Source organism: Mesorhizobium sp. M0306 (assembly GCF_040321655.1).
Taxonomy (GTDB): Bacteria; Pseudomonadota; Alphaproteobacteria; order Rhizobiales; family Rhizobiaceae; genus Mesorhizobium.
In genome coordinates this window covers 12,628-26,610 of the sequence record NZ_JAMYRY010000001.1, presented here as the reverse complement: position 1 = coordinate 26,610, position 13,983 = coordinate 12,628, and the positions used below count along the sequence as shown (strand labels likewise).

Annotated in this window: 15 protein-coding genes; 7 read left to right on the top strand and 8 right to left on the bottom strand. The window is 64.1% G+C overall.

The features are described from left to right. Positions 1-123 precede the first annotated feature (123 nt). Positions 124-1,143, top strand: coding sequence for a zinc-dependent alcohol dehydrogenase family protein (locus NKI95_RS00135; RefSeq protein ID WP_352713034.1), 1,020 nt, complete (start codon positions 124-126; stop codon positions 1,141-1,143). Between the two features lie 47 nt (positions 1,144-1,190). On the opposite strand, the gene NKI95_RS00130 is transcribed toward NKI95_RS00135, so the two are convergent. From NKI95_RS00130 to NKI95_RS00115, 4 genes are all read right to left on the bottom strand, one after another. Then, positions 1,191-1,898: an LssY C-terminal domain-containing protein gene (locus tag NKI95_RS00130; protein WP_352713032.1), complete on the bottom strand. Its 708-nt coding sequence runs from the start codon at positions 1,896-1,898 to the stop codon at positions 1,191-1,193. A 66-nt stretch (positions 1,899-1,964) separates the two neighbouring features. Then, positions 1,965-2,819 (bottom strand): extensin-like domain-containing protein, encoded by an 855-nt coding sequence (locus NKI95_RS00125; RefSeq protein WP_352713030.1) that lies wholly within the window; start codon positions 2,817-2,819, stop codon positions 1,965-1,967. 116 nt (positions 2,820-2,935) lie between these two features. After that, positions 2,936-3,481, bottom strand: coding sequence for an extensin-like domain-containing protein (locus NKI95_RS34405; RefSeq protein ID WP_502909092.1), 546 nt, complete (start codon positions 3,479-3,481; stop codon positions 2,936-2,938). Between the two features lie 487 nt (positions 3,482-3,968). After that, positions 3,969-4,394, bottom strand: coding sequence for a DUF3775 domain-containing protein (locus tag NKI95_RS00115; RefSeq protein WP_254819248.1), 426 nt, complete (start codon positions 4,392-4,394; stop codon positions 3,969-3,971). Between the two features lie 237 nt (positions 4,395-4,631). Here NKI95_RS00115 and NKI95_RS00110 point away from each other — a divergent pair, with 237 nt between their 5' ends. Beyond that, positions 4,632-5,171, top strand: coding sequence for a tetratricopeptide repeat protein (locus NKI95_RS00110; RefSeq protein ID WP_352713025.1), 540 nt, complete (start codon positions 4,632-4,634; stop codon positions 5,169-5,171). A gap of 317 nt (positions 5,172-5,488) precedes the next feature. Further along, positions 5,489-5,962: a transcription elongation factor GreA gene (gene greA / locus NKI95_RS00105; protein WP_023719113.1), complete on the top strand. Its 474-nt coding sequence runs from the start codon at positions 5,489-5,491 to the stop codon at positions 5,960-5,962. Positions 5,963-6,100: 138 nt separating this feature from the next. On the opposite strand, the gene waaC is transcribed toward greA, so the two are convergent. The 3 genes from waaC to rfaD are packed head-to-tail and all read right to left on the bottom strand — an operon-like array spanning position 6,101 to position 9,002. After that, positions 6,101-7,075: a lipopolysaccharide heptosyltransferase I gene (gene waaC, locus NKI95_RS00100; protein WP_352713022.1), complete on the bottom strand. Its 975-nt coding sequence runs from the start codon at positions 7,073-7,075 to the stop codon at positions 6,101-6,103. After that, entirely contained in the window at positions 7,072-8,079 is a 1,008-nt protein-coding gene (gene waaF, locus NKI95_RS00095) for a lipopolysaccharide heptosyltransferase II (protein WP_352713021.1), read from the bottom strand. The genes waaC and waaF overlap by 4 nt, the downstream gene beginning before the upstream one ends. Further along, positions 8,052-9,002 (bottom strand): ADP-glyceromanno-heptose 6-epimerase, encoded by a 951-nt coding sequence (rfaD, locus tag NKI95_RS00090; protein ID WP_352713018.1) that lies wholly within the window; start codon positions 9,000-9,002, stop codon positions 8,052-8,054. Before rfaD ends, waaF begins: the two co-directional genes overlap by 28 nt. A gap of 175 nt (positions 9,003-9,177) precedes the next feature. On the opposite strand from rfaD, the gene NKI95_RS00085 reads away from it, so the two are divergent. The 3 genes from NKI95_RS00085 to NKI95_RS00075 all read left to right on the top strand — a co-directional run bounded on the left by NKI95_RS00085 (position 9,178) and on the right by NKI95_RS00075 (position 12,011). Beyond that, the gene (locus NKI95_RS00085) at positions 9,178-9,810 is read left to right on the top strand and encodes a LysE family translocator (protein WP_352713016.1); all 633 of its coding nucleotides are present in this window, start codon (positions 9,178-9,180) and stop codon (positions 9,808-9,810) included. Between the two features lie 139 nt (positions 9,811-9,949). After that, the gene (gene rfaE1, locus NKI95_RS00080; RefSeq protein WP_352713013.1) at positions 9,950-11,428 is read left to right on the top strand and encodes a D-glycero-beta-D-manno-heptose-7-phosphate kinase; all 1,479 of its coding nucleotides are present in this window, start codon (positions 9,950-9,952) and stop codon (positions 11,426-11,428) included. 7 nt (positions 11,429-11,435) lie between these two features. After that, positions 11,436-12,011, top strand: a complete 576-nt coding sequence (locus tag NKI95_RS00075) for a D-sedoheptulose-7-phosphate isomerase (RefSeq protein ID WP_352713011.1) — start codon at positions 11,436-11,438, stop codon at positions 12,009-12,011. 215 nt (positions 12,012-12,226) lie between these two features. Here the strand turns inward: NKI95_RS00075 and NKI95_RS00070 are convergent, their stop codons facing one another. Then, entirely contained in the window at positions 12,227-12,703 is a 477-nt protein-coding gene (locus tag NKI95_RS00070) for an Lrp/AsnC family transcriptional regulator (RefSeq protein ID WP_352713009.1), read from the bottom strand. A gap of 267 nt (positions 12,704-12,970) precedes the next feature. Here NKI95_RS00070 and trxB point away from each other — a divergent pair, with 267 nt between their 5' ends. Continuing rightward, positions 12,971-13,945, top strand: a complete 975-nt coding sequence (gene trxB, locus NKI95_RS00065; RefSeq protein ID WP_352713006.1) for a thioredoxin-disulfide reductase — start codon at positions 12,971-12,973, stop codon at positions 13,943-13,945. The last annotated feature ends 38 nt before the right edge of the window (positions 13,946-13,983 follow it).

The window sequence follows — 13,983 nt, the reverse complement described above, 5'->3', positions numbered from 1 at the left end:
GCGCTCCTATTATAGAGTTTTGCTCCTTAATCTGTTGCAGAACATGCCACATGGAAGCACTTTTCTCCATAGTGAAACGGCGTAAATGTCTCGCGCAACCATCAACCACGGAGCGCGAACCAAATGAGCACCGAAAACAGATCCTGGCAGATGAACGGTTTCGGCCTGTCCAGGCTGAAGCCGGCTGAGGGAAAGCTGCCCCAACCCGGGCCGCACGATCTTCTGGTACGCGTCACAGCGGTATCGCTGAATTACAAGGACAGGATGATCGTCGATGGCGTGCTGATACCGGACCTCAGCTTTCCGTTCGTGCCGACATCGGACGCGGTGGGCGAGGTGGTGGCCGTCGGCGGCAAGGTCAGCCGCTTTGGCATCGGGCAGCGCGTGCTCGGCCAGGTGATCGCCGACTGGCCGGACGGCGACGCGCCGCCCGTGCTGCACAAGCATACGTTGGGTTCGTCACTGCCCGGGACGCTGTCCGAGCATGTGCTTTTTCATGAGGATGCCGCCGTGGCGGCGCCGCCGTCGCTCAGCGACGTCGAGGCATCGACGCTGCCGATCGCGGCGCTGACGGCGTGGTTCGCGCTGGTCGAGGCGGCCAAGCCGATCCCGGGCGAAACCGTTCTCATCCAGGGCACCGGCGGCGTGTCGCTGTTTGCGCTGCAATTTGCCGCTGCCTTCGGCCTGCGCGCCATCGTCACCTCGAGCAGCGACGAGAAGCTAGAGCGGGCGAAGGCGCTCGGCGCCTGGAAGGGGATCAATTATCGCAGCCAGCCGGCATGGGACGAGGCGGCGCGCGAACTGACAAACGGGGCCGGCGTCAGGCATGTGCTGGAAATGGTCGGCGGCGACAATGCGCGGCGCTCGCTCAATGCGCTGGGCGCCGACGGCAGGCTGTCGCTCATCGGCCTTCTCGGCAGCATGGAGCTCAGTTTCCCGATCATTCCGTTCCTGCGCAACCGGATCGTCGTACAAGGCATATCGATCGGCCACCGCCGCGCTTTCGAGCGAATGAACCAGGCGATCGAGACGCTCGCGATCAAGCCGGTGATCGACAAGGTGTTTGGCTTCGACGAGGTGCCGCAGGCATTTGAGCGCCTGGAGACGGGACCGTTTGGCAAGATCGTGATCACCGTGCCCTGAGCCCGTCGGGACGAAATGGTTGTCAGACGGGAAGGCCGATTGCGCGCCTACGGCAGTTGCAGCAGGACGCCGATGATGGCCTTGCCGTCGGTGAAATAGGGATCGCCTTCGCCGTTGCGCCCGGTCTTTGTGGCGCCGACGCCTGGTGTCTCGCTGGTCGAGATCAGCATGCCGGCGGCGGAGAGGTCGCGCATCAGCGCATGGCGCTCGGCGTCGATGTCGGGGCCGATGTGGTGGGTGATCGCGCCGGTGTCATGGCTGAGGCCGACGCCGCGGTCGAAGCTTGCCGAGCCAAGCCAAAGCGGCCGGCCGTCGTCTCCGGTCGCATCGGTCTGCCAGAAGCGGACGTGGTGGCGCCGGTCGGCGCTGTCGCCGACCGGCTTTTCGAAGGCGAGGTCCTGGGCGCGGCCTTCGAACAGCAGCCGACTGACCGGCGCGTCGGGATAGGGGCGGTTAAACAGCACGCTTTCGCCGATCTCGATGGCGGTCTTCAGCGTGACCGCGTCTGCCGTATCCCAGCCGGCGACGGCAAAAGCATGGACAAGCTCCTTCTTGGTGCCGACAAGGCCGACATTGATCGGATCGCCCGGAATGCCTTGCGGCGTATGCGTCACCATCTCGAATTGGCGGCTGCGAAAATTGCGGTCCCGCAACGTCCAGAACTCAGGCGCGGCGAAATAGGCGAGCGAGAGATAAGCGGCACAGCATGCCACCAGCCAGGTCGTTGCACGTCGTCGAAGGCTTCGTTGGCTCAAGAGGCACCACCCAAGCGTCTGCGCACCATCTTAATCGGCGCAGCAGGTCTTGGGCAGGGGCCGCAATCACCGGCAGGCGCGATAGCCGTTCTTGCGGTTCTTGATGTCGAAATGGAAATGGTTGCGGTGGTCGTAATTGTAGCCGGGGCCGAGCACGGTGGTGAAGTACTGGCAGCCGTCGGCGCGCACATTGTTGAGGAAGCCGCGTGTGCGGAAGGCGAACAGGCCGGGCTTGCGGACGTCGATGTCGTCGCCATTGTTGAGCTCGATGCTCATCACGTCGAGCGCATTGCCCTTGCCGTGTTCCGACAAAACACCTTCGCCGGCAATCCTGCGGCAGGAATAGCTCGAGCCCTGGTGGATGGTCTTGACGCCTGAAAAATAGCGCCAGCGGGCCGACGGGACGAGTTCGTTCCTGGTCCAGCCGGCAAAAGTAGCGGCCATGTCGCAGGTCAGCGTTGCGGCCGGCTTCATCTCGACGCTGCCGATGGCCGAGACCTTGACCGGATAGTCGATGCCGCACTGGCCTTCATGGATCGGCGCAACGTCGGTGTAGACGACGCCGAGGCGTTTCAGTTCCTTGCGGCAATCGATCTCTGCGGCCGGCATCTGTTCGGCCGGCGACATCGGGTTATCCATGCGCGGATAGGCGGCCGTCATATAGGGGTTGGACGGGACGAGGCGCTGCATGCCGGAATATTCCGGGCCGGAATCTTGGGGGCCGGAATATTGTGGGTCGGAATTGGGCGGGACGGCAGCGGTCTGGCTGCCGACATCGACGGCCGGCTGCAGCGACAGCACGCTGCCGGTATTGCAGGCCGAGACCGCCGCAATGGCAAGCAGGGCGGCAAGCCGGCCGGCTATGCGCGCGCATTCTGTGTGCCGCGCAGCGGCAAGCGTAGCGCGAAGTAGCCCGGCCATCGGAAGGGTTCCTGTCCCCAGATGGCACAGACTCTAAACCTGAAGAGTAAAGGAAAAATCAGCGGCGCCGTTCACGCCTGCGGCCAAATTGCGGCGCCCGCCATCGGCGCCCGACATCATTTGCAAAACGTGCCGCCATTGCGGCGCGGTTCGAGGTCGAAGTGGAGATGCAGCGAATGATCGGCATCGCTGCCGGGGCCAAGCACGGTCTTGAACGGCCCGCAGGCCGCCTTGCGCACTGTATCCAGGAATTTCGCGTCCTTCTGTGGCGGCGCTGGACCGACATCGATCTCTTTGCCGTCGGAGAGCGTGAAGCTGGCGATGTCGAGCGCGTTGCCGAAGGCGTGCTCCGACAGTTTGCCGCCGGCGTGGCGCGGCCGGCAGACGAACGCGGAGGCCTGGCCGATCGATTTGATATCCGTGCCGAACTCGGCCTTTGCGGCAGGCTGGATGACGGACGCAGCAAAGCGTGCGGCCGCTTCCGCCATCTGGCAATTCAGCTCGGGCTCCGGGCCGACGGCGATGGATTTGCCGAGCGTCTTCAGCACGATCGGGTAGGGGATCGAGCAACCGACCGCCGTATCATGCTCGGGCTTGCGCTCCTCGAAATCGACGCCCATCGACTTCAGCCGCCTGCGGCAGGCCAACTCCTCGCCCGGCATTTCTTTCCCGGCAATGGCGGCCGATCGAGGATCTGGAAGGATTTTTTGCTCCGCCTTTTTGTCTGCCTCGGCCGGGTTTGGTGGCGCGCCTGGTGGGCTTGCCGGCGGCTCAGCCCGTGCCGGCTTTTCGGGCGGCTGCGGTGCAATCGGTGGCGGCTCCGGCTGCTCGGTCCTGGGTTGGCCATTTTGCGGCTGAGTGGCCTGGGGCGGCTCAGCCGCCGGGGCGTCCTCCGGGCGCGGTTCGGGGACCGGGATCTCGGTTGGCGGCGGCGGAGTGACTTGCTGGTTGAGCTGCGGAACCGGTGCAGTTTGCGGCAGCTCGGGCGCTTTGGCTAAAACGGGTCCCGCCAGCGGCGTAGCCGCAACGGCCAGCAGCAATCTGCCCAATCTGAAAAAGCCAAACGCCGCCATTACGTCGCAACGGCCGGAATGCCGGGAAGTTGCCTTGGGCGAGGGGGGCGGCCGATCACAATCGGTAACCGCGCCGTCACGCGCCGATCGCTTCCAGGCCTTCCTCGAGCCAGTCCGCCAGCAGCGGCATGCCGAGCAGATATTTTGCCGTGCGCTTGTTGGCGCGCTCGCGGGCGGCGGTCAGCGCGTCCGTCCATTCCGTAGCGTCATAGTCGCCGCGGCCGACCCAGGCCAACGCAATCAGTTCGGCCGCTTCGTCGACATTGAGATCGTCGATCAGCTCGCGCAGTTCCTCCTCGGTGAGATCTTCGGAACTTTCCTCGGCTAGGCCGTCATGATGGTGGTTGTCGTGCGCGTTGCCGTCGAGCTCCACCTCGTGCTCGGCGCCGTCGGCATAGTCTTCGTTGACGGCGGCGCTGAGCGCCTTCGCCTTGAGGATGAACAGGCGCACGGTGTCGGGACCGATCGAAAGCTCCCAGTCTCGTTCAACGCGTTGCTGCACCGGCCGTCTCCCTGCTTCGTGCTCGGTCGGCCCGATGATAGCGGATTTGCAGCGCTCGTCACGTTCTCTTGCGCGTCGGCGTTAATCGTAAAGCATGATTTCCGATGCCCTCTGTTCCCGGGATAAGATGGCATTCCTGGGATAGATCGCGGTTTTGAGATAGGATGGCATTTTCCGGGGACGAAACGGCTTCGGCCCGGCGTTAGTGTTGCATTGTCAGGTTCAAAGGAGAGTGTAATGCGCAGACGATTGCTGACTTACGCCATGGCCATCGCCGCCCTACCGCTGATTGCGGCTCCGGCGTTTTCGGCCGGTGAAGGCGGAGGGGGCGGCAGCGATGGCGGCCAGACGCAGTGCAAGAAGGGGGCGGTTTGGGACAAGAAGCAGAAGAAATGTGTCTCGCCGAAGCAAGGCATGCTGGACGACGACAGCATTTATGATGCCGGTCGCGCGCTGGCGATGGATGGACGCTATGACGAGGCGATCGCCGTGCTCAGCCTCGCCGCCAACAAGCAGGACCCGCGCATCCTCAACTATCTCGGCTATTCGCACCGCCATTCCGGCCGCATCACCGTCGGCCTCGGCTATTACGAGGAAGCGCTGCGCATCGACCCCAATTACACGCTGGTGCGCGAATATCTCGGCGAGGCGCACTTGCAGATCGGCGATCTTGCCGGCGCCCAGGAACAGCTCCGCGAAATCGAGAAGCGCACGGGCAAGGGATCTCGCGAATACGGCATGCTTTCTGAGCAGATCGATCACTTCATGAGGAGCTAATCCGACCTCCGGAACGCTGCTCATAACCGGCTGCGGCGATCGCAGCCGGTTTTTTGCTATGCTGCACATGCTGCCCCGAACCGGAATTGGCCTCACGGTACACGTGATGCGCTCCTTGACGTTAGGTCAGCCGCGCCATCGGTGGATGATTTTTCAAAATCCGACTTTTTGGACGTGAAAAACCCGCGAAGATTGCTATATCTTGCAAGATTGTGGTGAGACGGTTCCGTTAGCGAGGCTGCCGGACCGTTTTCTTTTTGTACCATCGACAAGGTCGCTCCCGATTGCGGGGGCGGCGGCAGGAAAGGTCAGGCATTATGAACAAGGTCCCGATGACAGGCGAGGGGTTCGCGTCATTGAAGGAAGAACTGCGCTGGCGCCAGCAACAGGAGCGGCCGCGTATTATCGAGGCGATTTCCGAAGCGCGCTCGCATGGCGACCTCTCCGAAAATGCCGAATATCACGCGGCAAAAGAGGCACAGAGCCTCAATGAGGGCCGGGTCAACGAACTCGAGGACCTGATCGCGCGGGCCGAGGTGATCGACGTCACCAAGCTCAGCGGCGACAAGGTCAAGTTCGGCGCCACCGTGGTGCTGGTCGACGAGGATACCGAGGAGAAAAAGACCTACCAGATCGTCGGCGACCAGGAAGCAGACGTGAAGTCCGGCCGCATCTCGATCTCCTCGCCGATCGCGCGTGCCCTGATCGGCAAGGAAGTCGGCGATGCCATCGAGGTCAATGCGCCGGGCGGCGCCAGGGGCTACGAGATCGTCCAGGTGCAGTTCATCTAGGACCTTTTGATAATTCTACTCTGGCGGCCGACTAGCGCGGTTTTCTGCGCTTCCGGTGCTCACGTACTTTAAGTACGCTCCGCTCCGGTTCTCGAAAACCACGCTATTCGACTCGCCAGAGCGAATTCTGAAAAGGTCCTATGCAGCGCCTTGTAATTTAAGCGCCAGCAATCTCTCGGCTTCCGCCATCACCTCCGGCGGCGTGACGCTACGGCCGGGCCTCGCCAGCAGCGTCGATGAGAATGGCCCGCGTGGCCCCGTCAGGCCGGGCTCCGTCGCCAGGAACACCGCCACCGTCGGCAGACCGAAAGCGCTGGCGAGATGGGTCAGGCCGGTGTCGGCGCCGATGACCAGCGCCGAGCCGCCGATGACAGCGGCGATCTCGGCAAGCGGCGACCTGGGAAACACCACGGTCTGCGCAACGGCGCCGGCGATCGCCTCGGCAACCGCCTTTTCCCGGTCGTTCGACCAGGTGGTGACCGGCGTCATTCCCGTGCCCACCAGCAGGCGGGCGGTTTCGATCCAGTCCGCGACCGGCCATTTCTTGTCCTCGCGGCTGGTGCCGTGCAGCAGGAAGGCGGTCTTTTCGCCGACAAAAATCGATCTACCGGCTGGCGGCACGATGCCCGATTCCAGCCTGGAAAAATCCGGCTCGTAGCCGAGCGCCAGCCCGAACAGCCGTCTCGTGCGCTCGATGGCATGCAGGCCGCGCGGCACGGCGTAGCGATGGCCATAAAACAGGCTCGCCGAAGGCTCGCGGGCGCTCGAGCGGTCGAGCCCGGCGATCGGCGCTGCCGCCAGCCGTGCCACCAGAGCCGATTTCAGCAAGCCTTGTGCATCGAGGACGAGGTCGTAGCGGCAATCTCTCAAGGCGCGGCGCAAGCCGACCACTTCCCGCCATGTGCCGGGCTCGAGCAGCTTCCTGCGCCAGCGCCGGATCGCCACGCTGTGGATGGTTTGGATGGCTGGATGCAGCGCCACGATGCCGGCAAATGCCTCTTCGACACACCAGTCGACGGAGATATCCGGCCGAGCGCGGCGCGCGTCCTCGATCGCCGGGAAGGTGTGGATGACGTCGCCCATCGACGACGTCTTGACGATCAGCACCTTCATGCGGCGGCCGGCATTTCCAGCAGCCGCTCCGCCGCAGCCACGACCCGTTCGACCTCCAGCGTCTTCAGGCAGTTGAGATGGCCGAGCGGGCAGGTCTTTCTGTGGCAGGGCGAACAGGACAGGCCGAGCCAGACCAGTTCGCGGCGCTCGGCGAGCGGCGGCGTGTTCTCAGGCGAGGTCGAGCCGTAGACGGCGACGACCGGCGTGCCGACGGCGGCGGCGACATGCATCAGCCCGCTGTCGTTGGAGACGGCGAGCCTCGCCGCCGCGATCAGGTCGATGGCATCCTCGAGCCTTGTCTGGCCGGCGAGATCGACGGCGCCCGGCGCCAGCGCGGCGATTTCAGCCGTCACCTGGGCGTCGTTCTTCGATCCGAACAGTGCGACGCCAAACCCTTTCGCCATCATCTCGCGGGCAAGCCCGGCATAGTGTTCGCTCGGCCAGCGCTTGGCCGGGCCGAATTCGGCGCCCGGCATCAGTGCCACGAATTTCCCCGGCGTCAGCCCGAAACGGCCGAGCAGTGCCGCCTGGCTGGCTTGATCGACCGCAAGCTTCGGGGCCCGGAAGGCGCCGCCCCGGGCAAGGCTGAAATAGGCCTGCGCGGTGCGCCGTTTCAGGCGATCGGGCAACGGCACGATGTCGGTCAGCAGCCCATAGCGCATTTCCTTGAGATGGCCGACGCGGCGCGGAATACCGGCAAAGAACGGGATCAGCGCCGATTTCCAGCTTCCCGGCAGGACAAAGGCCATGTCGTAGCGGCCGCGCAGCAGGCGGCCGAAGCGCCTTCGGATGCGGAATTCGAACGCGCCGGATTTCAGCGGCACGTCGATCTGCTGGCGGATTTCGGGCATGCGCTTGACCAGCGGCGCTGCCCAGGCCGGCGCCAGCACGTCTATGGCGGCATCCGGATGAAGCTCCCTCAGCGCCGAGAATAGGCACTGGGCCATCACCATGTCGCCCACCCAGCGTGGGCCGATCACGAGGATCGTTGGGCTTTCAGCCATTCGACATAGTCTCTGACGCCGGTTTCCACTGTGCGGAACTGGCCATTGTAACCGGCTGCGCGCAAGCGGGACATATCAGCTTGCGTAAAGCTCTGGTAGCTGCCCTTGAGGTGGTCGGGAAACTCGATGAACTCGATCTGGCCTTGGCCGAGCGTATCGATCACCGTTTCGGCAATGGCGCGGAAGGGCTGGGCCTTGCCTGTGCCGCAGTTGAAGATGCCGCTCGAACCGCGTCTCCACAGCCACAGATTGACGTCGGCGACATCGCCGACATGGATGAAATCGCGGCTCTGCTCGCCGGGCCCGAAACCGTCATAGGCGCCGAACAGCTTGGGGTTTTCGCCGCGTTCGACCTGGTTGAACAAATGGAAGGCAACAGAGGCCATGGCGCCCTTGTGCGCCTCGCGCGGTCCGTAGACGTTGAAATAACGCAGGCCCGCCACCGGCGAATGATCCGTATCGAATACGGTACGGCGGACATAGTCGTCGAACAGCTTTTTCGAATAGGCATAGACGTTGAGCGGGCGTTCGTATTGCGGCTCCTCGCGGAACTCGGCGCCGCCGCCATAGACCGAAGCGGACGAGGCATAGAGGAAGGGCACGCGCAGGGCCAGGCAGGCGTGCAGCAGGCGCTTCGAATAGGTGTAGTTGACCTCCATCATGAACTTGCCGTTCCATTCGGTGGTGGTCGAGCAGGCGCCCTGGTGGAAGACGGCCTCGATGCGGCCGAGGTCTCCGGCCTCCATCCGCGCCAGGAAATCGTCCTTGTCGAGATAGTCGGCGATCTCGAGATCGGCGAGGTTGGCGATCTTGTGGCCGTAGGTGAGGTCGTCGACGACGAGGATGTCGCTGAAACCGTCGGCGTTGAGCGCGGCGACGATGTTGGAACCGATCATGCCGGCGCCGCCCGTGACGATGATCATGAAAGCCTCTGGTACCTTGTGCCGGTTGTAGCCCTTGTGGGATTCTGGCCTTATAGGGGAGGCGGGCCGGGCTGTCGACAAAGCAGGTGGCGGGCGGCCGGATGAGCGCCATAGTGGCGCCGCAAAGGTCACGTTTCAGTCGGCCTGCCGGCCGACCGGCGACAGGAGCAAGGCAATGCCGTCAACCGAACTGCTTGTCGCCTTTTTTGCCACCACGGCGATCTTCGCCTATATCCCCGGCCCCGCCATGCTCTATGCCGCCGCGCAAACCATGGCGCGCGGCCGCTGGTCCGGCCTGATGGCGGCGCTCGGCATCCATCTTGGCGGCTACGTTCATGTCTTCGCCGCCGCTGTTGGCCTGTCGGTGCTTTTCCATGCCGTGCCGGTGCTTTACATGGCAGTCAAGCTGGTCGGTGCGCTGTATCTGATCTGGCTCGGTGTTTCGCTGTTTCGCGCCAAGGCGCAAGGCGATGCCGTCTTGCCGGGAATTCAGCCGAAATCTGCCCGCCGCGCCTTTTTCGAGAGCGTTGCCGTTGAGGTGCTCAACCCGAAAACGGCGATTTTCTTCATGGCGTTCCTGCCGCAATTCATCGATGCCTCGGCAGCGTTTCCGGTCTGGCTGCAGTTCGTCGTGCTTGGAACGATCGTCAATTTGATGTTCTCGTCGGCCGACATTGTTTGCGTGGTGCTGGCCGGCGCGGTGATCGCCAGGCTGCGGCAGTCGAGCCGGGCGCAGCGCCTGATGCGGCGCGCCGGCGGTACGGTGCTCGTCGGGCTGGGCATGCATGTCGCGTTGCAGAAAAGCTGACGCACTGTCTCGCCGCCGCGATCGGTCGAAGGCCTACCGTTGCGTCGGCTGAAATTGCGGTATATCGGCATCGCCTTGAACGGCCGGCCCTGCCAATCGAGTTTCCCTGTCACTGAAATCGGCTCTCCCGCGCGTTGACATGATCAAGCTTCCTTCACCCGAACCTCTTCACCGCGCCATCTCGCGCTTCGGCAACGCCACCGTGCTGGTGGTCGGCGATTTCATCCTCGACCGTTTCGTCAATGGCGTGATCGAGCGCATTTCGCCGGAAGCGCCGATCCCCGTGCTGCACGGGCGCGGCGAAACGCTGGCCATGGGCGGCGCCGGCAATGTCGTCGCCAATATCGTTTCGCTCGGCGCTGCCGCGATACCGGTCTCGGGGATCGGCGCTGACGAGGCCGGCAAGAACGTCATGCGCATGCTCGGCGAATTTCGCGTCGACACCGGCGGGCTGGCGCAGGATGCCGATCGCATGACCTCGTCCAAAAGCCGGTTCAGCGCGCTCAACCAGCAGGTGCTGCGTTTCGACGAAGAGGAAATCAAGCCGCTGGGCGATGCCGAGCGCGCGACATTGGTCGGGCATTTTCGCGAAGCGCTGGCGCGCGCCGACATCGTCATCCTGTCCGACTATGGCAAGGGCGTGCTGCTCGGCGGCGTCGCCGGCGAGCTGATCTCGATTTGCCGGGAAGCGGGCAAGCCGGTGCTGGTCGATCCGAAGGGCAGCGATTATGCGCGTTATGCCGGCGCGACGGCAATCACGCCCAACCGCAAAGAACTCGGCGAGGCGGTCGGGCGCGCAGTGTTTGCCGACGACGAAATCGAGGCGGCGGCGCGCCAGCTGATTTCGGCGCACGGTTTCGATTTCGTCGTCGCGACGCGCAGCGAAAAGGGCATGAGCGTCGTCGGTGCGGACGACGCCCGCCATATCGCCACGCAGGCGCGCGAAGTGTTCGACGTTTCGGGCGCCGGCGACACGGTGATCGCGACCTTCGCGCTGGCCCTGGCGGCAGGGGCCGATCGCGTCATGGCCGGATCCATCGCCAACGCAGCCGGCGGCGTTGTCGTCGGCAAGCGCGGCACGGCGCGGCTGACGATCGAGGAACTCACCGGTGCGCTGTTTCGCTCGCACGGCCCGGTTGCCCACAAGGATGCCATCCTCGATGCCGCCGCCGCGGCGCGGCTGGTGGGGGCCTGGAAGGACGAGGGCTTGAGCGTCGGTTTCACCAATGGCTGTTTCGATATCCTGCATGCCGGCCATGTCAGCCTGTTGCATGCGGCGCGCAGCCAGTGCGACCGGCTGGTGCTCGGCCTCAACAGCGATGCCTCGGTGCGCCGGCTGAAAGGGCCGGGACGCCCGGTCAACGACCAGCATGACCGGGCCTGCGTGCTGGCAGCACTTGCCTCGGTCGACGCCGTCGTCATCTTCGAGGAGGATACGCCGCTTTCGCTGATCGAGGCGCTGAGCCCCGACATACTGGTCAAGGGCGCCGACTATACGGTCGATCAGGTGGTTGGCGCCGATGTCGTGCAGAAGGCCGGCGGGCGCGTCGTGCTGGTCGATCTCGTCGCCGGCAAGAGCACGACCGGCACCATCGGCAGATTGCGCGCCGGGAACTGAGGGTTTCATGTCCGAACTGAACGATTACCTGGTCCGCTCGGCGGCTGCGATTTCGGCGATGGTGGAGCGCGACCTGACCAGCGAGATGGAGCGGGCGGTCAACGCCGTCGTCGCCGCGCTTTCGCAGGGCAAGGTGCTGCTGATAGCCGGCAATGGCGGCTCGGCCAGCGACGCCATCCACATCGCCGGCGAGTTGGTCGGCCGCTTCCTCAGGGAGCGCAAGGCCTACAACGTCATCGCGCTGCCGGCCAACGCGGCAGTGCTGACCGCCTGGGGGAATGATTACGGCTTCGACACGGTGTTTGCACGCCAGGTCGAGGCGCATGGCTCGGCGGGCGCCGTGCTGCTCGCCATCTCGACCAGCGGCAATTCGCCAAGCATCCTCGCCGCCGCCCAACAGGCGCGCATGATGGGCATAACGGTGATCAGCCTGACCGGCGACACCGGCGGCAAGCTGAAGCCGCTCTCCGACATCCTGCTCAACGTACCCTCGACCTCGACGCCGATCATCCAGCAGGGGCATCTGTGCCTCTATCACCATTTGTGCGAAATGGTCGAAGAGCGCCTCTGCGACGCGGGGTGATCGGGCATTCGGAGTTGATGCCGTGGGCGAAGCTGCAATCTCCCCCGAAAGGGGGGAGATCGGCAAATTCATCGAGGTCGCCACATTTTGTTCTTGCTTTGTGCCGGCAGCTATGCTACTAATTTGGGTATGGTGATGATTCCCACCGACGACCCGCTCCCGAGGCGGGTTTTTTGTTTCCGGTTTTTTGTTTCTCAGGCGCCTTGCCTGGTCTCTCAAGCCGAAAACGCCACCAGCCCTTCGTCTTTGATCCGCCGGATGGTCAGCGCGGTTCGCACCGTATCGACATTTGGGGCCGAGGCCAGTTCCTCGATGACGAAGGTCTGGAAGGTGCCGAGGTCGCTCGCTACGCAATGCAGCAGGAAATCGGACTCGCCCGACACCATCCAGGCATCGCGAACGATCGGCCAGCCGCGGGTTCGCTCGGCGAAGGTCTTGAGCTCGGCGTCGGCCTGGTGATGCAGGCCGATCAGGCAGAAGGCGACGACGTCGAGGCCGAGCGCCGGTGCGTTGAGCAGTGCGCGGTAGCCGCGGATGATGCCGGCCTCTTCCAACCGCCGGACGCGGCGCAGGCACGGCGGCGCCGAAATGCCGACGCGGCCCGACAGTTCGACATTGGTCATGCGTCCGTCCTGCTGAAGCTCGCGCAGGATCTTCCAGTCGAGGGCATCGAGATCGGCCTTGATCGGCATGGTGGCTTCCGTGCGGCTTCCGTGGTGACGCGAAAGAATCTTTCGCGACTTTGTAGTTAAACGACTTTGCTGTCTATTTCATCCGCTGGATCGAGGATTTTCGCATCATCTTGCTGCGGGTTGCTTGTCGCCGTCGCCGGCGCCGAAGCTTTCCGGGGACGAACGGCAACTTGCCTTGCTGGCGTCGCAGGCAACACTTACATTACGCGCAACAATCGACGAGAGTTCATGCCACAATCCATGGCTGCTCCCCCGCAGAGGCTTTTCATGATCACCAAGCACGCGCCTGTTCTCATCATCGGCTCCGGCCCTGCCGGCTATACGGCGGCGATCTATGCCGCCCGCGCCATGCTCAAGCCGATGCTGGTCGCCGGCCTGCAGCAGGGCGGGCAACTGATGATCACCACCGACGTCGAAAACTATCCGGGCTTCGCCGAACCGATCCAGGGTCCATGGCTGATGAGCGAAATGCTCAGGCAGGCCGAGCATGTCGGCACCGACATCGTCAACGACATCATCACCGAGGTCGACCTCAACGTGCGGCCGTTCCGCGCCAAGGGCGATTCCGGCACGATCTATACCGCCGACGCGCTGATCATCGCCACCGGCGCTCAGGCGAAATGGCTGGGCATCCCGAGCGAACAGACCTTCATGGGGTTTGGCGTTTCGGCCTGCGCCACCTGCGACGGCTTCTTCTACCGCGGCAAGGATGTCGCGGTGATCGGCGGCGGCAATTCGGCGGTGGAGGAAGCGCTCTATCTCTCCAACCTGGCCAAGAGCGTCACCGTCATCCACAGGCGCAGCGATTTCCGCGCCGAGCGCATCCTGCGCGAGCGGCTGCTGCGGAAAGACAATGTCCGCGTCATCTGGGACACGGTGGTCGACGAGGTCACCGGCCGGCCCGGCAAGGCGCCGATGCCGCCTTCGGTCGAAGGGCTGAAGCTGCGCAACGTGGTGACTGGGCAGGAGATGCATCTGGTGGTCGACGGCGTGTTCGTGGCGATCGGCCACGCGCCGGCGGTCGAGCTGTTTGCCGGCAAGCTGAAGCAGAAGCCGAACGGCTATCTGTGGACGGCGCCGGATTCGACCCGCACCGACATGCCGGGCGTGTTCGCCGCCGGCGACGTGACCGACGATATCTACCGCCAGGCGGTGACGGCTGCCGGGCTCGGTTGCATGGCCGCGCTCGAGGCGGAAAAATATCTGGCAGGGATCGAGGTTCACCGCGAAGCGGCGGAGTGATTGTTCGACAAGCGGCTGAGAAGAGCCGCGCAAAAGCC